25 protein-coding genes and 1 pseudogene are annotated in these 25,609 nt (G+C 63.6%); 16 read left to right on the top strand and 10 right to left on the bottom strand.

Annotation, left to right across the window (positions count from 1 at the left end; translation table 11 throughout):
* Positions 1-72: 72 nt before the first annotated feature.
* From F1735_RS04340 to F1735_RS04310, 7 genes are all read left to right on the top strand, one after another.
* A complete protein-coding gene (locus F1735_RS04340; protein WP_167235788.1) occupies positions 73-369 on the top strand; it encodes a hypothetical protein in 297 nt (98 codons plus the stop codon).
* A gap of 147 nt (positions 370-516) precedes the next feature.
* Positions 517-807, top strand: a complete 291-nt coding sequence (locus tag F1735_RS04335; protein ID WP_222852941.1) for a hypothetical protein — start codon at positions 517-519, stop codon at positions 805-807.
* Between the two features lie 8 nt (positions 808-815).
* The gene (locus tag F1735_RS04330; RefSeq protein ID WP_167235786.1) at positions 816-1,550 is read left to right on the top strand and encodes a hypothetical protein; all 735 of its coding nucleotides are present in this window, start codon (positions 816-818) and stop codon (positions 1,548-1,550) included.
* A 127-nt stretch (positions 1,551-1,677) separates the two neighbouring features.
* A complete protein-coding gene (locus F1735_RS04325; protein WP_167221836.1) occupies positions 1,678-2,481 on the top strand; it encodes a hypothetical protein in 804 nt (267 codons plus the stop codon).
* A gap of 183 nt (positions 2,482-2,664) precedes the next feature.
* On the top strand, positions 2,665-2,832 hold the full coding sequence (locus tag F1735_RS04320; protein WP_167235785.1) for a hypothetical protein: 168 nt from the start codon (positions 2,665-2,667) through the stop codon (positions 2,830-2,832).
* A gap of 3 nt (positions 2,833-2,835) precedes the next feature.
* Positions 2,836-4,080, top strand: coding sequence for a PAAR domain-containing protein (locus F1735_RS04315; protein WP_167235784.1), 1,245 nt, complete (start codon positions 2,836-2,838; stop codon positions 4,078-4,080).
* A 4-nt stretch (positions 4,081-4,084) separates the two neighbouring features.
* Positions 4,085-4,960 carry a hypothetical protein gene (locus tag F1735_RS04310; RefSeq protein WP_167235783.1) on the top strand — a complete coding sequence of 292 codons (876 nt, stop codon included), beginning with the start codon at positions 4,085-4,087 and terminating at the stop codon, positions 4,958-4,960.
* Between the two features lie 9 nt (positions 4,961-4,969).
* Here F1735_RS04310 and F1735_RS04305 read toward each other — a convergent pair whose 3' ends face one another.
* Genes F1735_RS04305 through F1735_RS04295 form a run of 3 tightly spaced genes read right to left on the bottom strand, consistent with a single transcriptional unit; the run spans position 4,970 to position 7,159 of the window.
* Positions 4,970-5,488 (bottom strand): hypothetical protein, encoded by a 519-nt coding sequence (locus F1735_RS04305; RefSeq protein WP_222852940.1) that lies wholly within the window; start codon positions 5,486-5,488, stop codon positions 4,970-4,972.
* The gene (gene mnmH, locus F1735_RS04300) at positions 5,478-6,533 is read right to left on the bottom strand and encodes a tRNA 2-selenouridine(34) synthase MnmH (protein ID WP_167235781.1); all 1,056 of its coding nucleotides are present in this window, start codon (positions 6,531-6,533) and stop codon (positions 5,478-5,480) included. Before mnmH ends, F1735_RS04305 begins: the two co-directional genes overlap by 11 nt.
* On the bottom strand, positions 6,530-7,159 hold the full coding sequence (locus F1735_RS04295) for an arylesterase (protein ID WP_167235780.1): 630 nt from the start codon (positions 7,157-7,159) through the stop codon (positions 6,530-6,532). Before F1735_RS04295 ends, mnmH begins: the two co-directional genes overlap by 4 nt.
* Here F1735_RS04295 and F1735_RS04290 point away from each other — a divergent pair.
* Positions 7,158-7,874 (top strand): ABC transporter ATP-binding protein, encoded by a 717-nt coding sequence (locus F1735_RS04290; protein ID WP_167235779.1) that lies wholly within the window; start codon positions 7,158-7,160, stop codon positions 7,872-7,874. The two genes, F1735_RS04295 and F1735_RS04290, sit on opposite strands and share 2 nt — an antisense overlap.
* Before the next feature lie 136 nt (positions 7,875-8,010).
* Here F1735_RS04290 and F1735_RS04285 read toward each other — a convergent pair whose 3' ends face one another.
* Positions 8,011-8,697 carry an NAD(P)H-hydrate dehydratase gene (locus tag F1735_RS04285; protein WP_373888471.1) on the bottom strand — a complete coding sequence of 229 codons (687 nt, stop codon included), beginning with the start codon at positions 8,695-8,697 and terminating at the stop codon, positions 8,011-8,013.
* Between the two features lie 433 nt (positions 8,698-9,130).
* Positions 9,131-9,619, bottom strand: a pseudogene (locus F1735_RS36340) (NAD(P)H-hydrate epimerase); the annotation flags it as partial.
* A gap of 190 nt (positions 9,620-9,809) precedes the next feature.
* On the opposite strand from F1735_RS36340, the gene F1735_RS04275 reads away from it, so the two are divergent.
* From F1735_RS04275 to F1735_RS04260, 4 genes are all read left to right on the top strand, one after another.
* A complete protein-coding gene (locus tag F1735_RS04275) occupies positions 9,810-13,424 on the top strand; it encodes a hydantoinase B/oxoprolinase family protein (RefSeq protein WP_167235778.1) in 3,615 nt (1,204 codons plus the stop codon).
* A 59-nt stretch (positions 13,425-13,483) separates the two neighbouring features.
* The gene (locus F1735_RS04270; RefSeq protein WP_167235777.1) at positions 13,484-14,443 is read left to right on the top strand and encodes a hypothetical protein; all 960 of its coding nucleotides are present in this window, start codon (positions 13,484-13,486) and stop codon (positions 14,441-14,443) included.
* A 213-nt stretch (positions 14,444-14,656) separates the two neighbouring features.
* Positions 14,657-15,613 (top strand): WG repeat-containing protein, encoded by a 957-nt coding sequence (locus F1735_RS04265; RefSeq protein ID WP_167235776.1) that lies wholly within the window; start codon positions 14,657-14,659, stop codon positions 15,611-15,613.
* Between the two features lie 186 nt (positions 15,614-15,799).
* A complete protein-coding gene (locus tag F1735_RS04260; protein ID WP_167235775.1) occupies positions 15,800-16,222 on the top strand; it encodes a hypothetical protein in 423 nt (140 codons plus the stop codon).
* 9 nt (positions 16,223-16,231) lie between these two features.
* Here F1735_RS04260 and F1735_RS04255 read toward each other — a convergent pair whose 3' ends face one another.
* A complete protein-coding gene (locus F1735_RS04255) occupies positions 16,232-17,863 on the bottom strand; it encodes a tetratricopeptide repeat-containing response regulator (RefSeq protein WP_167235774.1) in 1,632 nt (543 codons plus the stop codon).
* Between the two features lie 378 nt (positions 17,864-18,241).
* Between F1735_RS04255 and purL the strand changes: the two genes are divergently transcribed.
* Positions 18,242-22,288 carry a phosphoribosylformylglycinamidine synthase gene (gene purL / locus F1735_RS04250; RefSeq protein WP_167235773.1) on the top strand — a complete coding sequence of 1,349 codons (4,047 nt, stop codon included), beginning with the start codon at positions 18,242-18,244 and terminating at the stop codon, positions 22,286-22,288.
* 163 nt (positions 22,289-22,451) lie between these two features.
* The gene (locus F1735_RS04245) at positions 22,452-22,892 is read left to right on the top strand and encodes a hypothetical protein (RefSeq protein ID WP_167235772.1); all 441 of its coding nucleotides are present in this window, start codon (positions 22,452-22,454) and stop codon (positions 22,890-22,892) included.
* 40 nt (positions 22,893-22,932) lie between these two features.
* Here F1735_RS04245 and F1735_RS04240 read toward each other — a convergent pair whose 3' ends face one another.
* The 4 genes from F1735_RS04240 to F1735_RS04225 are packed head-to-tail and all read right to left on the bottom strand — an operon-like array spanning position 22,933 to position 24,674.
* Positions 22,933-23,325: a hypothetical protein gene (locus F1735_RS04240; protein ID WP_167235771.1), complete on the bottom strand. Its 393-nt coding sequence runs from the start codon at positions 23,323-23,325 to the stop codon at positions 22,933-22,935.
* Positions 23,322-23,639, bottom strand: coding sequence for a heavy-metal-associated domain-containing protein (locus F1735_RS04235; protein WP_167235770.1), 318 nt, complete (start codon positions 23,637-23,639; stop codon positions 23,322-23,324). Before F1735_RS04235 ends, F1735_RS04240 begins: the two co-directional genes overlap by 4 nt.
* Before the next feature lie 9 nt (positions 23,640-23,648).
* On the bottom strand, positions 23,649-24,293 hold the full coding sequence (locus F1735_RS04230; RefSeq protein WP_167235769.1) for a hypothetical protein: 645 nt from the start codon (positions 24,291-24,293) through the stop codon (positions 23,649-23,651).
* Between the two features lie 51 nt (positions 24,294-24,344).
* Positions 24,345-24,674: a hypothetical protein gene (locus F1735_RS04225; RefSeq protein ID WP_222852939.1), complete on the bottom strand. Its 330-nt coding sequence runs from the start codon at positions 24,672-24,674 to the stop codon at positions 24,345-24,347.
* A 101-nt stretch (positions 24,675-24,775) separates the two neighbouring features.
* On the opposite strand from F1735_RS04225, the gene F1735_RS04220 reads away from it, so the two are divergent.
* Both F1735_RS04220 and F1735_RS04215 read left to right on the top strand, forming a co-directional pair.
* Positions 24,776-25,105 carry an NIPSNAP family protein gene (locus tag F1735_RS04220; RefSeq protein WP_167235767.1) on the top strand — a complete coding sequence of 110 codons (330 nt, stop codon included), beginning with the start codon at positions 24,776-24,778 and terminating at the stop codon, positions 25,103-25,105.
* Positions 25,102-25,461 (top strand): antibiotic biosynthesis monooxygenase family protein, encoded by a 360-nt coding sequence (locus tag F1735_RS04215; RefSeq protein ID WP_167235766.1) that lies wholly within the window; start codon positions 25,102-25,104, stop codon positions 25,459-25,461. The genes F1735_RS04220 and F1735_RS04215 overlap by 4 nt, the downstream gene beginning before the upstream one ends.
* Positions 25,462-25,609: the final 148 nt, after the last annotated feature.

Below are 25,609 nucleotides of genomic sequence, written 5' to 3'. Positions count from 1 at the left end.
CGCGCTGCCGGGTTTTTTTTCGCCCGCAGCACAGCGGTGTGTCGCCTGATAATCACCTATCCTCCTGTCGCCATGAACAGCAAACCAGACTCCTCCGCGTGCGGAGACATCTTTTTCGCCAGCGGCCTGGACGCACTCGGCACGCTGCTTGCCGCATCGGGCATGCCGAATTCGGTCGGCGCGTATGCGATCCGGCTCAACAACTTTCCAAGCAGCTTTGAGATTGCCTGGGTCGGCAATTTGTCACCCGAATCTCCTTACGAGGTCGACTGCTGCGGCTACGGCATGCCGCATGAAGCCGTTGCACTCTGGGGCGCGCGGCTGGCAGCCGCCCTGCAAGCAAACGGAATCTTCCCTCCAAGAGTGTGATATTTCTCATGGACGACGGCGAATATGCCGCCACGTTCGACCTGCCCAATCCTGTTTTTCCCTACCATGATTGCGTGTTCGTGCTGCGCCCCGACGAAGCCACTGCATACCAGCAGGTTCAGCACCACGCCGCCAGAGACGACGCGCTTGAGCAGCGTGCCGTTGACCACGCACATCCTTGTCCAGTTGGGGGCCGGGCACGATGCGCACCAGTTGTCCTTCCGCACCGACCGGGACCGTGATCCGCGCGCGGCCTTCCTGCTCGAGCGACTGCGTGTCGAGCAGGGTTCGGCCCTGGCTGAAGGCATAGCCGACGAGGGCGGGAAGGTCGTCCTGGCGTTCGCTGATGCTGGCCTCGATTTTGGTAAGGCCGGCCGCACGGGCGCCGCGCTGTGGCAAAATGCGCCATTCGCTACGCAGGGTAGCTGGCCGGATTGAGGAAACAGATGCAAAAGATGATGTCGGAACTGAGCCGCTTGTACCTTCCCGCGGGCGCCTTGTCGCTCGAGCTGCTCGCGCAGCGCCGCGCGGGACACAGCGCGCTTGCCATCGAACTGGCCGAGGGCGGCATGACGCGTGCGCTGGTGATCCCGTTTCGCAAGATGCCGGGTGCGGGCGAGGCGCAGCACTGGGATCAGTTGTGCGCGCTGGCGAATGGCTTGCAGGCCGAACTCGGGTTTCCCGCGCCGGCGGTGAGCATTTCCGGGTCGGATGGCTATTATTTGTGGATGTCGATGGAAACGCCGACGCCGATCGCACAGGCACGACATTTTCTTGAACTGATCCGCAAGGCCTACGTGCCCGCGATGGCGCCATTTTCCGATGCGGCCGGCGCGGCGGTGGAATTGCCGCCTTGCATGGACCCGCACACCGGCAAGTGGGCCGCGTTCATCGACGCAGGCCTGGGCGCCGCGTTCGCCGAGGAGTCGGGGCTGGAGATGGCGCCGCCGCTGGCCGCCCAGGCGGCCTTACTGGAGCGTCTGGAGCGCATCAGCGCAAAGCAGTTCCAGCAGGCGCTGGAGGTGCTCGGGGCGGCACATGGCGCGCCGGCATTGAGCGCCGCGCGTGCCGTCCCAAGCGCGCCCGATGGTTTGCTGCTGCGCGACGCCACGCTGGAAGATATCGTGCGATTCCTGCATGCGAAAAACATCGAGCCGACATTTCGGCATCTGATCTCTTGAACTCCCGGATAGTGATTCAATAATGGCGCATTCACGACAGTCAGAGCGTAGGCGGCTGACGAACAAATTCCTGCCACGGTGGGGCTTCATTATCCTGACGGGGATAGGGAGCGCCACCGCAGGGGAGATGCGTCACCAGGTTTTCCAGACGCAAAATACGTTTCTGGCTCCTGAAATCAATATTGTTTTGTATAACGATAAGGATTATCCAAGAAAATTCACCGTGGATTTTGGCGCCAATGACGTAAAAAACCCGGCAGCAAACCGCCACTCGTGCCTGTCACGCAAGCCTGTCGCGGTGATGAATGGCCCGCCGTTTGATCAATGGGATCCTTCCGCAAGACCGCGCCCGTATGGCTCTTTTGAACGCTCGACCAGCATGGCGGTGATTCCTGCCAAATCTTTTGCACACCGATACTATCCAGTCGGCTTCTTTTCGCGAATGCCGTGCGAAATCACGCTGACCATTACGGATCAGGCCGACGGTCAAAAAATCGCCAGCCGGATTGTCGTAGCCAAACCATCACAGGAAGAGGACGTCGAGCCGGATGATGTATCGGTTACAGCGACGGCGCAGTCCCAGGTCGAGGACAAACGCCAACTCGTCACGATACTGGTCAAAAACAACGCGGCAAAACCAGTCGCTTTCAGATTGGTGCGGAAAATGCTGCTTGACTGTGATGCTGATATCAGCGACTCCCTGATCAAGGAGGGGATGGAAGGCAGCTTTGTGCGGATCGAAAAGGATTCTTATGCGGCGGTACTCACTGCGGTCACGATGCGCTCCGAGGCTGTTTCCAAGGACTGCCGCCTATCGGCCGAGTTTCAGGGGCTTACGCAGTTGTCCCGGCGCCACCCTTTGCGCCAGGTGACGGTTCCGCTATCGGCAACAGCTCAAGATCGTCACGCGGCGCCCCGTGTAGCCAAATAATGCGGGTATGGAGCTGCTGCTAAAAGTCCAGATCGGGCATTTCATGTCAAAAGGAAATAGTGTACTCTCTGCGTCGCGCGGCAGCAAAAGTACTTTCCTGACAATGCCGCCGGCGTACCTTGGACGTACAGAGCTCGTGCGCCTTTACGACAGAAAAGATGGATTCAAATACCTCCACACCATATGAACCAGCCACCGTCAATGCATAATCACCCGCAGCGTGCTTCCCTTGAGTTTCCGGCGCAACTCAAAAACAGAGCAATGCGCTTATTACAGCGCAATGATAATTGCCCGAACTTGTCGATCATGCTGAAGTCAGGAGCCGATCTCGACCTCTCCATGGAAAGCTGAGAAATGCCGCAAGCAGCCAGACTTGGTGACCTGATCGGTCACACGCCGCCCGCCGATTCCTCGACAGGAGGCGAATCCGGTGGAGCGGGAGGTAGCGGAGGTGATATCACCGGCAAGATCACAGGGCCCTGTTCTGGAAATGTGTTCACTAACGGCATAAAGGCGGCACGAGCGCATGTTGATGTAGCCGTTTGTTCGAAGCACTCGCAGGCGCCATTAAAGATCATTACCGGCAGCCCCACTGTATTCATTAACGGCTTGCCGGCGGCCAGGGTTAGCGACAAGATTGAATGTGGCGCCTTTATTGTGGAAGGGTCGGGTAATGTATTTATCGGTGGCGGCGCAGTTCAGACCGATCCGGTTATTGCAGATGCCGAGGTTGTTCCAGGGATTCAAAGCGCCTTGATGTTGACATTGACCAGTGCCGCCACTGCCGTGTCTGGGGCGCTGGATGCAACTGCAAAAAAGTTGCTTGATTCCGGCTTGGGGCGCAGTGTTACGGCGGCGCTTATGCCTGGATGGATGGAAAATGCGGCTCGTGAAGCAGGGATGTCTGCGCAAGAAAGTTCTGCCCGCTATAACCCGGCTAACGGTTACCCGGTGCCGCAGGTAAATGTCAAAAAGGGCGCTGAAAAACCAATTGCACTCACTTCAAAAGATCAAGTGGTTGGCCAGGGGGGCTTTAGAATCAAATTCAATGCAGGGGTGCCGCAAGACCTCGTCGACGCTGTGTCAAAGAACTTGGGAACGCTGGAAAGCACACTTCCACAACTGTCAAAACGCTTCACCGCCATGAACAAATCGCAGGCAGGGCCAAACGTGACCGTAATGAGTGTTGAAGAACACAACAACGTCTATTTGCCAAAATATACGAAGGACGGAAAGCAAGCGGTGTGGCAGTTGAAGCCACTGTCCTCCGACACGACTCTCATGTGGACGCTCCACAACGACATCGTTGTCGTCAATACTAAGATTGCCTCGGCAGTGCAGCCCTTGCCTGGAGACTGGGCCAGCTCATTCGGGCACGAGTTGTTGCATGAGTGGCAATGGGAGTCGCATCAAATGCCCGAGATGGCCAAACCAGAAATCGACGCCTATCAATGGCAGATTGATAATAATGGGAAATTTGGGGAGCAAAAGGTCTTTTCGGATGATGCACTGAAAGAATCGCTTGATAACTATAAGAAGGGGAAGCACCCTAGTGCTGTACCGAATAAGCGAACGCCTCCTCCGGTTGGGAAGAAATAAGAGCGTGAACAATTATTTATTGGTTGTTCCTCTCTTTCTATTCTGTGCGGCACCTGCGGTAGCAGAGGCGCAAACTCGTCATCTGGTTTTTCAGTCGAATGCGACCTTCCTGGCGCCGGAAGTCAATGTCGTATTGTTTAACGACAAAGCACACCCTGTATCCGTCGCGCTTGACTTCGGAACAAGGGGAGCCGACCTGGACTTGCTGACGGATCAGACATGTTACTCACGCAATCGTGCCGCACAGTTTGCCGGAACGCGTTTTGAAGGTTTTTTTGATAAGGATGGCGTGAAACGTCCCAAGCTGTTTGAAGCGGAATCGACAATTGCCGTCATTCCGCCCGGCGGCTTTGCCCATCGATCTATTCCCGTGGGTTTCTTTTCCTCGCTTCCATGCGAAATTTTATACACGTTGAGGGATCTGCCTGGTGATCGCCGCGTGACGCGTCAGTTCATGGTCAAACCAACAGCGGATGCCCATGTCCAGAATGCCCTCGATGTGAGCGTTAATTCAAGCGTCGAAGATTTTTCGGATAAAAAGCTGATTTCTATAACGCTCTTGTTTAAGAATAGCGCTAACAAGCCCGCGCGTTTCAAACTGATGCGCAAGACTTTGCTCGGATGTGCGGCCGATATCCGCGATGGGATGGTAAGGCAGGGCATGGAGGGCAGCACCGTCGAGATTGATCCGATGTCGTATGCGGCGACAAAAACCGTCATTGAACTTCGCCAGCGCGCCAGCGCGGTGAATTGCCGCTTGATGGTTGAATTCGCGGCGATGGACGGAACGGCCCTTCCTGAGCACCTGCGTAAAATCACTGTGCCGATGAAGCGGCGTGGCGAGTTCAAGTTCTGGCCAAGCGTGATGTTGCATCAATAAGTGTGCCGGTCAGGTGTTCGTTGAGCGCTCCGTTGCCTCGACCTTTCCATTCACGTACGCAACAATCGTGCACCAGTCAGCGGAAGTGTCAGGCAGCCAGTTCCGTGCGGCTAGCCCGGAGAAGAGCGGATAGATCGTGGCGCCTTCTTTCTCGACGATGAAACCGAGCATGCCAATCCAGCCCTCCGCAATGAACCACCATCCGGCGCCTTCGATCGCATGCTGGGGATCGCAATCAAGCGGGCGTTCGACGTAGGCCGATAAGGCCGCGACGGCGAAATCGTAGGACTGCCGGGACGCAGCGCCCACGACGCCGTACGTCCCGTGCAGCGCATGCTGCTCAAGAAGCCGGCGCTTGTTCTCATCGAACGCTCGTACTCGCTGCACAGCCCGGGCTTCGCAGGCCGGGTGAAACCCATGCTTGCCGCAACCGCTGCAAACGCCGGGGCCGAACAGATCGACAGCCTGGTGAGTCAGATAGTGTTCGTGAAACGGTGATCCTTCTCGAACCAGACAATCAGATGGCATGCAAGCGCCGCGCCGCCGCCAGAAAATCGGCTTCGCCAATATCGTCCAGTTCCACCACCTCGGCCTTGCCGACCTGGATGAAATTGCGGTCGATCGAGCGCAGGTAAGCGGGATCGTAATGCGACGCCAGCAGTTCGTCCACCAGCACCGGCATTTGCCCGCCGCTGGCCAGCGCGTGCCAGCTGTCGATCTTGTCGCGCCCGTGCAGCAAGGTCAGGCAGTCGAGCTGGGTATTGAGCGTGTCCGGGCTGTTGGTGAAATGCTCGTAATCCTCCATCAGCAGGCGCACCCGGTTCGGGCGCGACAGCATCAAGGAAACGCAGGGCGATTGCCGCATCTTGTCCATCAGCGCGTCCGGCACGCGCAACTGGCCGACCTTTTTGCTTTCGGACTCCACGAACACCGGCCGCGCCGGGTCGAAGTGGCGCAGCTTTTCCCAGATCGTCGTCTCGAACATCTTTTGCGACGGCTGTGGCTTGCTCGGCAAATTGCCCAGCACCGAGCCGCGATGCGCGGCCAGCTGTTCCAGGTCCAGCACTTGCGCGCCGATCGACTCGAGCACCTGCAGCAGGCGGCTCTTGCCGCTTCCCGTGGGGCCGCAAATGACCTTGAAGTCGGGCCGCGGAGTGTCGAGCAGCGCCGCGCTCACGTGGGCGCGATACGCCTTGTAGCCGCCGTCGAGCTGCACCGCCGGCCAGCCGATCTTGGCCAGGATCAGCGCCATCGCGCCGCTGCGGTTGCCGCCGCGCCAGCAATAAATCAAGGGACGCCATTCCTTCGGCTTGTCCAGGAACAAAGTTTCGATATGGCGCGCGATGTTCTTGGCCACCAGCGCCGCGCCGACCTTTTTCGCTTCGAACGCGTTGATCTGCTTGTACATGGTGCCGACCCGTACCCGCTCCGGATCGCTCAGCACCGGGCAGTTGATGGCGCCGGGAAGATGGTCGAGCGCGAATTCGGACTCGCTGCGCGCGTCGATGATGCAGTCGAACTGGTCGAGCTGCGGCAGCAGGGTCGCAAAATTCTCAAGGGCGGGATATTTCATCGTGATGTCACCAGTGGCAGCATATGCGGCCAGATCGTGGCCAGGATGATCGGATGGGCGTTGGCCGCCGGATGCAGGCGGTCGGGCTGGAACAGCGGCGGCTTGTCGGCCACCCCGTCCAGCATGAACGGCACCAGCGCCGTTTTGTACTGGGTGGCGAGCGACTTGTACATACCGAAAAAGCTGTCGGTGTACTGACGTCCGTAGTTGGGAGGAATGCGCATGCCGACCAACAGCACGCGCGCCTTGTTTTTCTGCGCCAGCTCGATCATGGTGCGCATGTTCGCTTCGGCGGCCGGCACCGGCAAGCCGCGCAAGCCGTCGTTGGCGCCCAGTTCGATGACCACGACGTCGGGCTTGTGCCTGGTCAGCAGGGCCGGCAGGCGTGCGCGCCCGCCACTGGTGGTCTCGCCGCTGATGCTGGCGTTGACGATGGCCGCCTCGATTTTTTCGGCCTTGAGTTTGTGCTCCATCAGCGCGACCCAGCCGGCGCCGCGATTGAGGCCATACTCGGCGGACAGGCTGTCGCCCAGCACAAGCACGGTTTTTGGTGCAGAATAGGCGCTCGCCGAGGCAGCCATCATCAGCAGAGCGCAAACCGACCATTTTTTGAGATAAACAAGCATGCGTGACATTCCTGATTCTTCCAATCGTTACGTAAGTGACCATGCAGGGGCGCCTGCGGCGATCGAGGTGATCGGCCTGTCGAAGCGCGTGGCCGATGCCAGCGGCGAACTGACCATCCTGCACAGCGTCGATTTTACAGTGCAACCGGCCGAGACGCTCGCGATCGTGGGCGCGTCCGGTTCGGGCAAGTCGACCTTGCTGGGACTGTTGGCGGGCCTGGACACGCCATCCAGCGGCAAGGTGATCCTGGCGGGCGACGATATCTTCGCGCTCGATGAAGATGGCCGCGCCAGCCTGCGCAAGGCCAAGCTGGGCTTCGTGTTCCAGTCGTTCCAGTTGCTGGCGCACCTCAATGCGCTGGAAAACGTGATGCTGCCGATGGAGCTGCGCGGCGAAAGCGATGCCAGGGAAAAGGCGGCGGCGATGCTGGGACGGGTAGGGCTGTCGAGCCGCTTGAAGCATTATCCCAAGTTCTTGTCGGGCGGCGAGCAGCAGCGCGTGGCCCTGGCGCGCGCGTTCGTGACCGAGCCGCCGCTGTTGTTCGCCGACGAGCCGACCGGCAGCCTGGATGCGGCCACCGGCGAGGCGGTGATTCAATTGATGTTCGAGTTGAACCGCGAGCGCGGTTCGACCCTGGTGCTGGTGACGCACGACCCGTCGATTGCGGCGCGCTGTGGCAGGACGATTACGATCGCGGGTGGACGCCTGGTTTAACCATCTCCGTTAGCCAGTATCCTATTATCAGTCGTTCCCGGCCTCGGCGGCCCCCTTGGCGGGAACCCAAGTTCGTGCCGAAGCTACAGGTGGCTCGACGAACTTGGGTTCCCGCCTGCGCGGGAACGACGTGGTTCTACCGCGCCAGCGCGTTAAGCACCGCGCGCGCGGCCACCGGCAATTCGCCGGCCGTCAAGCCAATCGGCCCGCTCCCTTGCGCCACCAGGCGCTCGGCCGCCGCGCCATGCACCCACACCGCGCCAATCGCCGCCTCCCACGCCTGCCACCCCTGGGCCAGCAAACTGCCGCACATCCCGGCCAGCACATCGCCGCTGCCCGCTGTCGCCAGGCCCGCATTCCCGGTCGGATTGATCACCACCGCGCCGCCGGCATTGGCAATGACCGTGCCCGAGCCCTTGAGCACCACCACCGCGTTCAAGCGCGACGCCAGTTCGCGCGCCGCGGCCAGCCGGTCGCCCTGGACCACGGCGCTGGTCACGCCCAACAGCCGCGCCGCCTCCAGCGGATGGGGCGTCACAATCGCCGTCGCCTCGCGCTGCGCCAGCCGTCCCTGCAAGTCCGGGCTGTCGGCGATCAGATTGAGCGCATCGGCGTCGATCACCAGCGCCGCCTTGCCTTCAAGCGCCTTGAACAGCACCCGCATCGCGCTCACCGAGTCGCCCATGCCCGGCCCGATCACCAGGGTGGCGTCGCCGCCATCGAAGTCCTGGGCGTCGCGCATCATGATCTCGGGCTGCACGAAATCGACCGCGCCCGCCGGCTCGATGGCCGCCACGAACACCCGCCCGGCCCCGGTAAACAGGGCCGCGCGCGCCCCCCGCAGCGGCGCGCCCCCCCGGCCGTTGGGGCCGCCGCGCCCCGCCCCCGGGCCCCAGCGGGCGGCGGGGGGGGGCCCCCCCCCCCGGGGGGAATAGAAACACCCCCCCCCCCCCCCCCCCCCCCCCCGGGGGGGGGGGGGGGGGGGAATGGTTTTTTGGAAGGGCCCCCCCCCCCCCCCCCCCCCGCGGGGGGGGGGCCGCCCCCCCGGGGGGCCCCCCCGCCATGCCTTTGGCTCCGCCGATCACCGCCACGTCGCCAAAGCTGCCTTTGTGGCTGTTATGCCGGCGCGGCGCCAGGTGGCGCGCAAACAGCGCCGGCTCGTTCAGGCGCGCCCCGGCCGCCGGCCGCTGGCCCGGATCGATGCCCAGTGGCGCCAGCTGCACCTGGCCCGCGTAATCGCGTCCTTCAAACGTATGCAGGCCGGGCTTGTCGCCGATGAAGGTAATCGTGCGCGTGGCCTGGATCGCCACGCCATCGGGGCCGATCACGGCGCCGGTGTCGGCATCGAGCCCGCTCGGCACGTCGAGCGCCAGCACCGGCCGCCCCAGCGCGTTGATGGCCTCGACCAGCGCGCGCAGGTCGCCGTCGATCGGGCGCGCCAGGCCGATGCCGAACAAACCATCGACGATCAGGCCCCAGTCGCGCCCGAGCGGCAGGCTGTCGACAAACAGCGCCTTGCTGGCGCGTACACGCGCCAGCGCCTGCGCGCTGTCGGCCGAGGGCGCGGGGCCGCCGAGGTACAGCACCGTCACCTCGGCATCGAGGTCGGTGTCGGCGCCGGCCAGGTTGGCCGCCACTTCGAGCGCGTCGCCGCCGTTGTTGCCGGGGCCGGCCAGCACCAGGATCTTGCGTCCGGCCAGCATGGCGCGCGCGGCGCTGGCCGCCGCTTCGCCGGCGCGTTGCATGAGCGTGCCGGCCGGTAGACTTTGTGCCATGTTATGTTCGATAGTGCGGATTTCGGCGACGCTGTATAGTGATTTCATCATAACTCCGTTGCAAAGGCGCCAAGATTGCGCCAATTTCAATACACGCTGACTAAAATTTCGGGATGGGCACTACAATATGCGCCATCCCAAACACATTTAAGGATGGCACATGGATTGGCAATTCTGGATCGATCGCGGCGGCACATTTACCGACATCGTGGCGCGTCAGCCTGACGGCAGCCTGGTGACCCATAAATTGTTGTCCGAGAATCCGGAGCAGTACAGCGACGCCGCCGTCGCCGGCATCCGCCACCTGCTTGGCCTCGCCGCCGACGCCCCGATGCCGGTCGACGCCATCGAGGCCGTCAAGATGGGCACCACCGTCGCCACCAACGCCCTGCTCGAGCGCAAAGGCGAGCGCACGGCGCTGGCCATCACGCGAGGCTTTCGCGACGCGCTGCGCATAGCGTATCAGAACCGGCCAAAATTGTTCGATCGGCATATCGTGCTGCCGGAACTGTTGTACAGCCACGTGGTGGAAATCGACGAACGGATCGGCGCCCACGGCGACGTGCTCACGGCGCTCGATGACGCCGCCACCCGCATCGCCCTGCAAACGGCCTACGACGAGGGCGCCCGTTCGCTGGCCATCGTCTTCATGCATGGCTACCGCTACACTGCCCATGAGGCCGCTTGCGCGCGGATCGCCCGCGCCATCGGCTTTACCCAGGTCTCGGTCTCGCACGAGGTGAGCCCGATGATGAAACTGGTCGCGCGCGGCGACACCACCGTCGTCGACGCCTACCTGTCGCCGATCTTGCGCCGCTACGTCGACCAGGTGGCCACCGAGATGCCGGGCGTACACCTGCAATTCATGCAGTCGAACGGCGGCCTGACCGACGCCCGCGCCTTCCAGGGCAAGGACAGCATCTTGTCCGGTCCCGCCGGCGGCATCGTCGGCATGGCGCGCGCCAGCCAGGCGGCCGGTTTCGAGAAGGTGATCGGCTTCGACATGGGCGGCACCTCGACCGACGTGTCGCACTTTTCGGGCGAATTCGAACGCGTGTTCGAAACCCTGGTCGCGGGCGTGCGCATGCGCGCCCCGATGATGAGCATCCATACGGTCGCCGCCGGCGGCGGCTCGCTGCTGCATTTCGACGGCAGCCGCTATCGCGTGGGACCCGACAGCGCCGGCGCCAATCCGGGGCCGGCCAGCTACCGGCGCGGCGGCCCGCTCGCGGTCACCGACTGCAACGTCATGCTGGGTAAAATCCAGCCTGCCCATTTTCCGCGCCTGTTCGGACCAAGCGCCAACCAGCCGCTCGACGTCGAGCGCGTGCGCGCCCAGTTCCTCGCCCTGGCGCAGAAAATCGGCGCCGCCACGGGCGTCACGCCGGCGCCGGAGCAGGTGGCCGAAGGCTTCATCCAGATCGCGGTCGGGAACATGGCCAACGCGATCAAGCAGATCTCGGTGCAGCGTGGCCACGACGTGACCGAGTACGCGCTGACCAGTTTCGGCGGCGCCGGCGGGCAGCACGCCTGCCTGGTGGCCGACGCCCTCGGCATGAAAACCGTGTTCGTCCACTCGCTGGCCGGCGTGCTGTCGGCCTACGGCATGGGCCTGGCCGACCAGCGCGCCATGCGCGAACGCGCGGTCGAACTGCGCCTGCCCGATACCACGCCCGACATGCTGCACGGCTACCTCAGCGCGCTGGGCGACGGATTGACCCGCGAGCTGACCGACCAGGGCGTGGCCGCCGCGCGCATTCGCCTGGTGCGGCGCGTTCACTTGCGCTACGAAGGCACCGACTCGGCCATCATCGTCCTGTTCGATAATCCCGAACGCATGAAGAACCAGTTCGAAGCGGCCTACAAGAAGCGCTTCTCGTTCCTGATGCCGTCCAAGGCGATGGTCGTCGAAGCGGTGTCGGTGGAAGCCATCGGCGCCTCCGACGCCCCGGCCGAGAGCCTGGCGCTGCAGGCCCCGCGTGAAGGCGCGCTCAAGGCGCGCGAGACGGTGCGCATGTTCGGCGCCGATTCGTGGCACAACACGGGCCTGTACAAACGCGCCGACATGCGCCCGGGCGATGTGATCAAAGGCCCGGCCATTGTGGCCGAAGACAACGCCACCACCGTGGTGGAACTGGGCTGGCAGGCCAGGGTCACGCCGCACAATCATCTGGTGCTGACGCGGATCGAAGCGATGCCCGCGCGACGCGCCATCGGCACCACGGCCGATCCGGTGATGCTCGAGATTTTCAATAAGCTGTTCATGTCGATTGCCGAGCAAATGGGACTGCGCCTGCAGAACACCGCGTATTCGGTCAACATCAAGGAACGGCTGGACTTCAGCTGTGCCATTTTCGACGCTGACGGCAAGCTGATCGCCAATGCGCCGCACATGCCGGTGCATCTGGGCTCGATGGGCGAGTCGATCAAGACCGTCATGACCGAAAACGCCGGCAAGATGCGTCCGGGCGACGTTTTCATGCTCAACGACCCTTACCACGGCGGCACCCACCTGCCGGACGTCACGGTCATTACGCCGGTGTTCGACCAGGCCGGCGGCGCGATCCTGTTTTACGTCGGCTCGCGTGGCCACCACGCCGACATCGGCGGCACCACGCCGGGGTCGATGCCGCCGGACTCGGTCTTCATCGAGCAGGAAGGCGTGTTGATCGATAACTTCAAGCTGGTCGACGGCGTCGACGGGCTGCTGCGCGACCTTGAGGCGCGCGCGCTCCTGGGCGGTGCGCGCTACCCGGCGCGCAATCCCGACCAGAACATGGCCGACCTGCGCGCGCAGGTGGCCGCCAACCAGAAGGGCGTGGACGAACTGCGCAAGATGGTCGCGCACTTCGGCCTGGACGTGGTGCAGGCGTACATGGGCCACGTGCAGGACAACGCCGAGGAAGCGGTGCGGCGCGTGATCGGCGCCTTAAAGAACGGCGACTTCACCACGCAGCTCGACAACGGCGCGCAGATCAAGGTGGCGATCCGGGTCGACCAGGCCGCGCGCAGCGCCACCATCGACTTTACGGGCACCTCGCCGCAACTGGCCAACAACTTCAACGCGCCGTCGGCGGTGTGCATGGCGGCGGTGCTGTATGTGTTCCGCACGCTGGTCGACGATGAAATTCCGCTCAACGCGGGCTGCCTGAAGCCGCTGAAGGTGCTCATTCCGCCCGGTTCGATGCTCAATCCGCATTATCCGGCGTCGGTCGTGTCGGGCAATGTGGAGACGTCGACCTGCATCACCAACACGCTGTACGGCGCGCTCGGGGTCATGGCCGCGTCGCAAGGCACGATGAACAACTTCACCTTCGGGAACGCCACATACCAGTATTACGAGACGATTTCGGGCGGCTCCGGCGCGGGCGAGGGTTACGACGGCACCGACGTAGTCCAGACCAATATGACCAACTCGCGCCTGACCGATCCGGAAATCCTGGAGTTCCGCTTCCCGGTGCGGCTCGAGAGCTACGAAATCCGGCACGGATCGGGCGGGGCGGGGCGCTGGCACGGTGGTAACGGCGGGGTGCGCAAGGTGCGCTTCCTGGAACCGATGACGGCCGCGATCCTGTCGAACAACCGCATCCACGCGCCGTTCGGCATGGCGGGCGGCAGTCCGGGCGCATGCGGCGTCAACAGCGTGGTGCGGGCCGACGGCAGCGTGGAACTGCTGGCCCACATCGGTAAAACCGAGATGGCGGCGGGCGACCTGTTTGTGATCGAAACCCCCGGCGGCGGCGGCTTTGGCGATTTGTGCTCCAAAAGTTTGTAATATTGGCTACACTTGTGACTTGGTACACAATTTAGTGTCAGATCAATAAAGGTTAGATTTTGGAATCACATGAGCAAAACGGACCTCGGCGGGTCGAGCCGAGCCTGACACCGGACGATGCGACGTTCGATCCTGCGCCACCGGCGCCTGCCGCGAAGCTGCCTGTGCCGTCCTTGCTGCCCGAGGAGCCCGAGGAGCCCGAGGGTCCGCCGGCGCTGTCGGGCATCCTGCAGGAAAAACCGCCCGCGGACAACTGGGTCGGCACGGCGGTGGCATGGGGCGGCGGCGCGCTTGCGCTGGCGGCCCTGATTGGCGGCGGCTTGTGGTTCAATGCCGAACGCAAGCTCGACGACGCCATGCATGCGGTGGCGATGAGCGCCAGGGTCGATCCGGCGGCGCCGGCCAAGCCGCTTGCCAAGCCGCAGCCGAAGGCTGCGCTCGCTCCGCTAGGCACCGAACCGGTGCCGGACAACACCTCGCCGCCGCCGGGCCGGATCACGCCGGCGCCGGAACCGATACCGCCGCTGGTGGTCTTGCCGCCGGAGCCGGAAAAGCCGGTGGTCAACAAGCCGGTCGAGATTGCGCATGTGGAAAAGCCGCTACCGGTACCGAAACCGAAACCGAAACCGAAACCGGCGCCCACACGTGCGCATCCGCTGGCTGCCACCGTGGTAAAAAAAGCGCCTGCGGCCAAGCCGGTGGCGAAAGCCAGGGCGCCCGCGATTCCGACGAAAAAGCCGCTCGCAAAGGCAAAAGCGCCTGTGGCGCCGGTCAAGCCGACGGCCAGGAAAAACATGCCGCCGGCGCCAGCGAAAGCCGCAGCGAAAAAGAAGCTCGCCGTCGTTCCGGCAAAAGCTGGCGTCAAGCCCAAAGTGGCAGCCAAGCCAGCGGCCAAGCCTGCCGTGAAGGCCAAACCCGCCCCTGCGAAACCGGTAGCTGGGCATCAGCCGGCGTTCAAGCTGCACACCCCGGCCAATGCCGATCCGTGCAAGAGTGGAGGACTGGCGCGCGAGTGCTGAAGCGCTGTCCGGCAAGCGGAACTCTCTGACGGCGAGCCGGTGACGATTGCCGTTCCGGTCGCCGGCCATCGCGCCGTAGTGCGGGTGATTATTTCCAGCCGGGCATCTCGTCGCGTGTCAGCACATTCCGCATCAATGTTATCGAAATGCTAATGCCTTGTAGTTGCTGCGGGTAAAATGCCGGCACAATCCGACTCGCACACGCACGCCATCATGCCGACCCGGCCCATCCTGATCCGAAATCATTTCCAAGCCGACGACGCATATGGCGATCTGCTCCTTATTCATGAGGGCGTGGCGCGCGCCATGGAGCCAGCGCTGGTCCAGGTGCTGGGGCCGTTCCGGGACGACGGACGTGGCGGCCTGATTGCCGCCGCCTCGGCCGGCGACGATGCATGCGGCTACATCAACGCGACCGGCGACTGGCTGGTGGCGCCCGATCTGGACGACGCGTACACGTTCAGCGACGATGGCCTTTCCCGCTTCCGCAAGAACGGCCTTTGGGGCTACATGAATCTGCTTGGCCAGTGCGTCATCGCACCCAGGCATGAGGCGGTGAGTGCGTTTGCGCACGGGCTGGCGGCCGTGAAAGTGTCTGCGACCGCCTGGCGCTATATCGATCTGCACGGCCAGTTCGCCTTCGACGGCAGCTTCTTCAACGCCGGGCAATTCGTCGCGAACGGCCTGGCCGCCGCGCGTTTGAGCGAACAAGACAAGACCGGCTACATCGGGCGCGATGGACAGTGGATCATCGCTGCGCAGTTTGACGATGCGCTCGGGTTTTCCGTCCACGGCGTGGCGCCGGCGGCGAGCGCGCCGGACATGTTCGGCCTGATCGACACGGCAGGCAACTCGATTGTGCCACCGCGTCATGACCGGATCGACCAATTCAATGCCGACGGACTTGCATTTTGCATTCAGAAGGGCTTCACGTTCGGTTATCTGGATGCCAGCGGCAAGCATGTGCTCAAGGATCAGTCCTGCCACCTGTCCACGACGATGAGCTGTGGAATCGTCAAATATGGCGAAAAAACTTTCTTCAAGGCCGACGGGAGCGAACTCGACACGCCATATGTTTATTGGGAACGGATTTCACCAGGCACGGGTTTGCCATCGGCCACGGATCCCCTGCAGCGCAAGCTCCCACCGGAATCGATGACGGCGCCCTGATATGGGGTCTCGTGCGCACCGACGGCGTGTTCCTGCCGGCGCCGAAAGAGCTCATCGAAGTATTCTCGTCCGACGGCGCACTGTGGCTTCCAGAGACGAATACGCCGCTGGCGCCGTTTCTTGGGCACGATGGCGTGGTGCTGCTCGACCGCGACGCGCGCGTGGCGTACCGCTGGCGGCGCGAGCATGGCGACGCCGGCCAGTTCGCCGCGCTCTACGATCACGCGGGACGTTTGGTGTGGCAGGGCCGCCCGCGCGCGGAGGTGGCCATGCCGCCGGTCTTCTTCGCAGCCGCTCATCGAGCGCGCGGACCTGCTGGAGAACATCCGCGACGACCTGCTGGCGCAACTGGAGGCGCACTTCGGTCCCGCCGATGACGCTTGCGACCATATCGGCGCGACCGGCCTGGATGGCGAATCCGGCTGGGCCTTCGCTTTGCCGGTGGCATTGCCGGGCACCGGTTCCGGCGCGCCGCACGAGAATCGTCTCTGGCTCACCATCTGGACCCAGGGCGACAGTGGCGACGGCAATACCTGGAACGAGATCTGGCTTACCTGCGCGCCGACGCCGGACGCCCTGGCCGCCGCGCTGCGCGCCCGCGCAGCTTGACCCTTCCGGTCAGCTCGAAATACCGTACTTGCGCTGGGCGCCGTGGTAATCCTCGGTCAGGCCCGGCAACAGCGGATTGCCCGGATCGATCTTGCGCACGGCCTCGATCTGGCTGATGCACACTTCGGCCAGCGGATGATCCCAGCCCAGGTCTTCGAGCTGGCGCAAGATCGCCTTGGCCAGGGCCAGCATGACCTGCACGTTCTTGGGCGCCATGTGCTGCGCTTCGAGCAGGGTCTGCACCGCGCCCTTGACGTCGCCCATATTGCCTTTTTCGGCGGCCAGGTCGAGCAGTTCCTGCACCTGGGTCATCAGGCGCGAGTTCATGCCTTCGGCCAGGTCGGGACGGCCGGCCTTGACGAACACGCTCATCGCATCCTGCATCGACACCTTGCTGTCGACATCGTTCATCACCGTGAGCATCACTTCCGCCGCCGCGTTATCGAGCCGGTTCGACAGGCAGGTGCGCGCCAGGCCAATCTTGAAGTCGCTCGATAAACCCTTGGACAGCCGCACCGCCGCCACCGCCGCGTTCAGTTCCGTCACCGCCGCCGGGGTATTGCCGGCCGATTCATGCAGCAGCGCCACCGAAATGGCCTTGCAGGCGTCGATCGCGGCATTGCCGCGCAATGACTTTTCCATATCGCGGATGACGCTGCCGGCCTGGTTGGCGTCGCCCTTTTTCAGCAGCGTCTTGACCAGCTTGACGTGGTCTTCCGGATCGCGAAATTCAGAGTATTTGGACTTCGATACCACCTGTTTGAACGATTTTTCGGCCACCACCACGTCGCCCGCTTCCAGCGCCACCTCGCCCAGGCGGCGCAGGCGGCGCACCATGTGCGGCGAAATCGCCACCGCTTCCTCCAGGGTTTTCTGGGCGCGATAGGCGGCGCCGTTCATTTCGTGGCATGTGGCCAGCAAGTCGTAGGCGGCCATGAACTTCGGATTGTCTTCGATGAGCTTGGTGACAACGGCCTCGGCTTCCTCGATCTTGTCCTGCGCAAACAGCGCCCTCGCCAGGCCCAGGCTGGCCCAGCCGATCGACTTGCTGGCCAGGATGCCGGTATAGATATCCTCGGCCTGGGGCAACTCGCCCAGTGTCACATGCATGTCGGCGCGCAGGCGGGCAAAATCGGCCACATGGCGCGGGTGCGACGTTTCGCCGGCCGCCGCCGACTTGATCGCCTCGCGCAGGTTGCCCTGGCCGATCAGCTGATAGGTCGGCAGGAACACCGCGCGGCGCTCGATGGCGCGGTTGATGCGCACGCTGAGCGTGTCCACTGTGAACGGCTTGAGGATGTAGTCGGTCGGGGTCAGTTCGGCGGCGCTGACCACCTTGCTGTAGACGCCTTCGGAGGTGATCATGATAAAAATGGTACCGAGGCCGATCAGCTTGTGATGGCGCATGTCTTCCAGTAACTGCTGGCCATCCTGGCCGCTGTCCGCGCCGCCGCCCTCGAGGTCGTATTCGCACAAAATGAGGTCGTAATGGCGCTTCCCGACCTGCTTGATGGCCGTGCTGGCGTTGACGGCGAACTCGATTTTCGTGATGCTGGACTGCACCAGCATGTTTTGCAGGCTGCCGCGCATGCCCGGATTCGGGTCGATCACCAATACGGACAAGTTGCTGTTATCTTGCATCTGTTCACTTTCGTGCCCCTCGAACAGGGGTAGTACGCCTATTAACGGTTCGTGCGGGAAACTCTTGAAACCCTACGATACGCTAATGTCGGCGCCGTCGGCAACTGTCACACGTGGGGACCTCGAAAAACCGACTGCGCGGCGCAATTTTCGCCCTGCGATGCTCACCGTACCTTCGTACGGCTGCGCTTCTTGGGCAAAACTTGCGCCGCTCGCTACGGTTTTTCGAGGTCCCCATTAGGGCGGTGAGGCGAATACGCCGCGCTGCCGGGGTAGCAACACGGTATAATGTCGGCCTAAAGGATTCCAGCCCTGCCCAGTTTCGTGCCTTCATTACCTTTAACCCCGCAGCCTCGCTGCATCAACCACCTTCCAACCATGTTGATACTACCGGGTTCCAATGCCCTGTCCGTATTTCGCAGCCAACGCCTCCTGAGCCAATTGCAAGCTGTCGCCCCGGCGATTACGGCGGTCCAGGCGCGTTTTTATCACTTTATCGATACCAGCGCCGCGTTGTCGGCCGAGGACACGTCGCGCCTGGATGCGATGCTGACCTACGGCGAAGCGGCCGCGGCAAGCCCGCGCGAGGGCGTGACGGAAGAATTCTTCGTCATCCCGCGCCTGGGCACGATCTCGCCGTGGGCATCGAAAGCGACCGATATCGCGCACAACTGCGGCATGGCGCACGTACACCGGATCGAGCGCGGGATCGCTTTTTCGATCAGCCTGAAAACCGGCCTGCTGGGGTCCAGCATCGGCGCGGCCAAAAAGCTCGCCGATCTTGAGACCGAGGCTGTCGCAGCGCTGCTGCACGACCGCATGACCGAAAGCGTGCTGCGCAACGCCGACCAGGCCTCCGAGCTGTTCCGCGAACTCGAAGCGCGTCCGCTGGAATCGGTCGACGTGATCGGCGCCGGCAGGCACGCGCTGGAAAAAGCCAACACCGAACTTGGCCTGGCCATGTCGGACGACGAAATCGACTACCTGTTCCAGGCCTTCAGCATCGCCGGGCGCAACCCGACCGACGTCGAACTGATGATGTTCGCGCAGGCGAACAGTGAACATTGCCGCCACAAGATCTTCAACGCCGACTGGATCGTGGACGGCTTCTCGCAACTGAAGACGCTGTTCCAGATGATCAAGAACACCCACGAGTTGCAGCCGAAGGGGACCATCGTCGCCTATAGCGACAACTCGTCGATCATGGAAGGCGCGACCGTGATGCGCTTCTATCCGCGCGGCGCCGGGCACGAATACGCCGCGTCGACGGAACTGACGCACACCCTGATGAAGGTCGAGACGCACAATCACCCGACCGCGATTTCGCCATTCCCCGGCGCCTCCACCGGCGCGGGCGGCGAGATCCGCGACGAAGGCGCGACCGGGCGCGGCGCCAAGCCGAAAGCCGGCCTGACCGGCTTTACGGTGTCGAACCTGATGATCCCCGACGCCGTGCGTCCGTGGGAAAACGCGGCCAACGTCACCCAGCCGGTCGGCCAGCGCGCCGAGGCGGCGGCCTACGGTAAGCCTGACCGCATCGCTTCGCCGCTGCAGATCATGATCGAAGGCCCGCTCGGCGGCGCCGCGTTCAGCAACGAATTCGGACGTCCTGTGTTGGGCGGCTACTTCCGCACCTACGAACAGAACGTCGGCGCGCTCGCCGCCGGCCTGCCGGACGCGGTGTTCGGCTACCACAAGCCGATCATGATCGCCGGCGGCATCGGCAACATCTCGGGCCAGCACACGCACAAGAACGACATCCCGGTCGGCAGCCTGCTGATCCAGCTCGGTGGTCCGGGCATGCGCATCGGGATGGGCGGCAGCGCCGCGTCGTCGATGGCGACCGGCACCAACACGGCCGACCTGGACTTCGACTCGGTCCAGCGCGGCAACCCGGAGATGGAACGGCGCGCGCAGGAAGTCATCAACGCGTGCTGGCAGATGGGCGCCGACAATCCGATCATCTCGATCCACGATGTGGGTGCGGGCGGCTTGTCGAACGCTTTCCCGGAAATCACCAACGACGCCAAGCGCGGCGCGATTTTCGACCTGCGCAAAGTGCCGCTCGAAGAAAGCGGCATGGCGCCGAAAGAAATCTGGTCCAATGAATCGCAGGAACGCTACGTGCTGGCCATTGCGCCGGACAGCCTGCCGCTGTTCGCCGCCATGTGCGAGCGCGAGCGCTGCCTGTTCGCCGCCGTCGGCGTGGCCACCGAAGAACGCCAGCTCAAGCTGATCGATGCGGAACTGGGCAACTCGCCGGTCGACATGCCGATGGACGTCTTGCTCGGCAAGCCGCCCAAAATGCTGCGCAACGTCACCCACGTGCATAACGAATTTCCGGCGCTCGACCTGACCGGGCTCGATCTGCTTGACGTGGCCAAACGCGTGCTGCTGCTGCCTGCGGTGGCCGACAAGTCGTTCCTGATCACGATTGGCGACCGCACGGTGGGCGGCACCACGGTGCGCGACCAGATGGTCGGCCCGTGGCAGGTGCCGGTGGCCGATTGCGCCGTCACCGCCATGAGCTTCGAAGGCTATCTGGGCGAAGCGATGGCGATGGGCGAACGCACCCCGCTGGCGGTGATTAACGCCGCCGCGTCGGGCCGCATGGCGGTGGGCGAAGCGGTGACCAACATCGCCGCCGCGCCGATCCGCGACATCTCCGACATCAAGCTGTCGGCCAACTGGATGGCCGCGTGCGGCCAGCCCGGGCAGGACGCCGCGCTGTTCGACACTGTGAAAGCGGTCGGCATGGAACTGTGCCCGGCGCTGGGGATCAGTATCCCGGTGGGCAAGGATTCGCTGTCGATGCGCACCACCTGGCGCGATGAAGACACGGCCAAGGCGGTGGTCTCGCCGGTGTCGCTGATCGTCTCTTCGTTTGCGCCGGTGTACGACGTGCGCCGTTCGCTCACGCCGCAGATCAAGATGGATGCCGGCGAGACGGCGCTGATCCTGATCGACCTCGGACGCGGCAAGAACCGCCTCGGCGCTTCTGCGCTGTCGCTGGTGATCCAGCAGCTCGGCAACGAGACGCCGGACGTGGACAGCGCCGATGACCTGAAAGGCTTCTTCGCCGCGATCCAGCAGTTGAACGCCGACGGCAAGCTGCTCGCGTACCACGACCGTTCCGACGGCGGCCTGTTTGCGACGCTGTGCGAGATGGCGTTCGCGGGCCGCAGCGGCTTGTCGGTCAACCTCGACATCCTCACTTTGGAGGCCGGCCATGGCGCCGACTGGGGCGATGCCAAGAACTGGGCGGGCCAGGTGGCCGAACGGCGCAACGAGCAAACCCTGGGCGCCTTGTTCAACGAGGAGCTGGGCGCCGTGATCCAGGTGCGCGCGGACGAAAAATCGGCCGTGATGAATGTGCTGCGCGAGCACAACCTGGGTGCGTGCAGCCATATCATCGGCAAGCCGAACGAGCGTGGCGTGATCGAATTCACGCGCGACGCCAAGGTGATTTATACCGAAGCGCGCAGCGCGCTGCACCGCGTGTGGAGCGACACGAGCTGGCGCATCGCGCGCCTGCGCGACAACCCGGCGTGCGCCGATGCCGAATACGATCGCCTGCTGGACGAAACCGATCCGGGGATCACGCCGAAGCTTAGTTTTGATGCGAGCGAGAACATCGCCGCGCCGTTCGTGGCGACCGGCGTGCGTCCGCGCGTGGCGATCCTGCGCGAGCAGGGCGTCAACTCGCATATCGAAACCGCGTGGGTGATGCACCAGGCCGGATTTGCGGCGGTCGATGTACACATGAGCGACCTGATTGCCGGCCGCGCCAGGCTGGACGACTTCCAGGGCGTCATCGCCGTCGGTGGTTTTTCGTATGGCGACGTGCTCGGTGCGGGCGAAGGCTGGGCCAAGACGATTTTGTTCAACGCGCAATTGGCGGAACAGTTCGCGCGCTTCTTCAACCGTGGCGACACGTTCGGGCTGGGCGTGTGCAATGGTTGCCAGATGATGAGCAACCTGAAATCGATCATTCCGGGCGCGCACGCGTGGCCGAAGTTCACGCGCAATAAATCGGAGCAGTTCGAAGCGCGCTTTGCGATGGTCGAAGTGCTCGATTCGCCGTCCATCTTCTTTAGCGGCATGGCCGGTACGCAGGCGGCGATTGCGATTGCCCACGGCGAGGGTTTTGCCGACTTCTCGCAGACGGGCGATATCGACGCGGTGGTCAAGGCGATGCGCTTTGTCGACAACCGTGGCGCGGCGACGGAAGCCTATCCGTTCAACCCGAACGGCTCGCCGCAGGGATTGACGTCGGTGACGACGGCGGACGGGCGCTTCAGTGTGTTGATGCCGCATGCCGAGCGCGTGTTCCGGTCGGTGCAGCAGTCGTACCATCCCGCGTCGTGGGGCGAGGATTCGCCATGGATGCGCATGTTCCGCAATGCGCGCAAGTGGGTGGGTTAAGCCAAGGTGGATGTAGAACGTAGAACGTAGAACGCGACCACCACCCTCAAAACCGTCATTCCCGCCTGCGCGGGAATGACGGTTTTGCGGTTAACGGCTAATGCTTGCGCTTACCCTTGACCTCACCCGCGACTTAAACTGAAACTGAAACTGGAGCATCTCAATGAACGTAACAATCGAAGAAATCGACAGCGCATCCATGCGCCCGATCGGATCGAGCCCTCAACCGAGTTTCGTGGTCCACTTCCGCAGCGCCGCATTCAGCGGCATCGCCCGGCTGGTCCCGGCGCTCGAACGCGCCGAAGACTGTCTCGGCCAGGAGTTCAACGTGGAGATCTGCCAGGGTTCGGTCACGCAATTCGGCGTGCTCGATCAGCCGGCATTGAACGCGGTGGAAGCGCAGGACACACCAGGGTCATTCAAGGTCACCGGCATCGTCGAAAGCCAATCGGCCGACCCGGGTGCGCAACGCTACGGCTTCATCACGGCTGGCGAAGCCTGTTTCTGCTTGTCCGAAGCAGAAATGGGCGGCCTGTGGCCCGAGCCGGAGAGTATCGTCTCTTTCATCGCACACGATGTCACCCTGTGGGACGAGGCGCTCTAGGAACGGGACTCGCGCCCCGTTCCTGAAAGCCGAAGCCGATCTACAGCAGCGGCGCAATAAACGCAAAAAAGCCGCCAAGCAGATACAGGCCGACCGCGCCCGCATACACCCGCGCGGCCGACCTGCGCGTACTGGCGCACCTGGCCGCCAGCGCCCGATCGGCCGGGCAGGGCAGCGAGCGGGCGCGCCACTGCATCGCGCCGGACAGCACCAGCATCACGGTGGCGCATCCGAACACAAGTTCCTTGTGCTCCGAGAACCACACCAGTTGCGGCACCGCCGCGATCACCGATGAGAGTGCGGCACCTGCGCCCAGCGCCACCAGCACGGCCGGCAGCGCGCAGCAGATCAGCGTGCTCGCGCTGGTCAACAGCGACAGCAGCGACGCCGCCGACGTCTGCCTCAGCCCGGCGCCGCCATCCGCATCGCTCATTTGGCCGCCGCGGCTTTGAGCTCGCCGGCCGTCTGGCTCACCGTTTCGATCCCCACCACGTCATAACCGGCATCCTTGACCACCGCCTTGACCGTGTCCGGCGCCAGCGATTGACCATCCTTGATCTCCACGGCGACAACGCGGTCCTTGAGGTTGACGTACACGTCCTTGGTTTGAGGCAGCTGGCGCAGGTGCTTTTCGATGCCCTGGGCGCAGAAGGCGCAGACCATGCCGTTGACCTCGGCCTTGAGCGTTGGCGCCGCCTGGGAAGATGAGGCTGCCGCGAGCAGCGTGCTTGCAAGTAGTTTTCGCATGATGGTTCCTTAAAAGATATACATGAAGTTGAAGCGGGCCTGGCGCATATTGTTCACGCCCGCTTCGATAAAGTAGCGCTTGTTGATCAGCCGCAGCATGGGCGTGACGTCGGTCCGCTCGCTCAGCCCATGCATGCGGCGCGCTTCGACCACCAGCCAGGGCTGGGTCTGGTCGTAGCCGGTTTCGTAGAACGAGAATCCGGCGCGCGCCGAGCTGAAGTCGTGGTTGACGCCGCTGGCCCGGTACAGACGGTGCGTGGCGGCGAGGTAGACGCGGGTGGTCTCGTAGTCGAGCTGGACGCCCGGCGTGGCCATCGGACGGGTGGGACCGTCGCCGCGCAGCGCGCCGACGCCACCCATGAACCAGACATTGGCTTGCGCGTGCCGCATGTTCCAGCGTTTGAGCAGGCGCGTGTAGGTCAGTTCGTCGACCTCACGCGTGATGCCGTGGTCGTCGGCGCGCATCCAGGTGGCGCTGGCGCCCACGGCGTCGCGCGGGGTGAAGGCGTAGTTGACGTACAGCTCGCGCCAGTTCGGGCCGGCGTCCGCCATGGCCATCCATGCGCCCTTGAAGCCCATGGGTGCGGCGTGCAAGGGAAGGGCGGCCGCCAGCAGCACGCCCAGCGTGCAGTGCCTTAGGGTTGTGTTGTGCATTGCGCGTCCTGTTGATGAAAGGGCTGGCGTGGCAGCCAGGCTTCGTCGGGATCAGGACAGCGGGCGGGGAGGGCGTTGCGGCCCGTCGGGAATGAAGGAGTCGTGGAAATGAACCGGCGTGGCGGCTGCAATGCCGCCCTGGGATGGCATCGCGGCCGCCGGCACGCGCTCCGGCAGGGCCGGAGCCGGGGCGGCCATGCAGCCGAGCGCCGCGCCGCAATGGGAGTCGGACGCCTGCACGTCGCTGTCGTGATCGCAGCAGTCCATCATCTGCATCATCTGGCTGGGACAGGCGCATGCCGACACGGACGCGCCGATTGCCTGGAAAGGCATCAGCACGAGCAGGAGGCAGGCGAGCAGGCGACGGAAAGCGGAGCGCATGCGCCATCATACCAACAATCCGGGCCAATGGTTCGGCCCACGCCGAACCTTCGGGCGCATGCGCGGCGGTATAGTTGAGCCTTCAACCAGAGAGGACCATCATGACCATCGCTTGCTTCATCCGTTACGACATCGACCCGTTCCAGCGCGAGGCCTTCCGCGAATACGCCGACAACTGGGGCCACATCATCCCGCGTTGCGGCGGTAACCTGATCGGGTACTTCCTGCCGCTCGAAGGGACCAATTACGAAGCCTGGGGCCTGGTCGGCTTCGACAGCCTGGCCGCGTACGAGGCTTACCGCGCGCGCCTGCGCATCGATCCCGACAGTCGCGCCAACTTCGCCATGGCCCAGGAAAAGCGCTTCATCCTGCGCGAAGAGCGCACCTTCACCGAAGTGGTCGAAGGCGCCTTCCAGCGCGCGGCGCAATGATCGCCGTGATCTTCGAGGTCGTTCCGCACGACGACCAGCGCCAGGCTTACCTCGACGCCGCCGCCAGCTTGCGCGGGCATCTGGAGCAGATGGATGGCTTCATGTCGATCGAGCGCTTCCAGAGCCTGGCAACGCCCGGCAAGATCCTGTCGCTGTCGTTCTGGCGCGATGAAGACGCCGTGCGTGCCTGGCGCAACCACGGCCTGCACCGCGCAAGCCAGGAGCAGGGGCGCGCGTTCATTTTTGCCGATTACCGCTTGCGGGTAGCGGCGGTCCTGCGCGACTACGGGATCGATGAGCGCGCCGAAGCGCCGCCCGACTCGCGCGCCCGCCACGACGCGCCGCCCGTGGCCTGACTTACCTGACCTTGATGACGACCTTGGCCCTGGCCCGCCCGGCCTCCACAGCGCGGCTTTGTCGATCAGCTCTATTTTGTGGTAAGGCGCTTGTACATTCTGTTGGCATGTTGCGTACACCGTCCGCCGGCGCCTTGCCTTTGTGACA

Source organism: Massilia genomosp. 1 (assembly GCF_011682185.1).
Taxonomy (GTDB): Bacteria; Pseudomonadota; Gammaproteobacteria; order Burkholderiales; family Burkholderiaceae_D; genus Telluria_A; species Telluria_A rubra.
The sequence above is the reverse complement of the archived record's forward strand: the minus strand, read 5'-3'. Positions and strand labels throughout refer to the sequence as shown.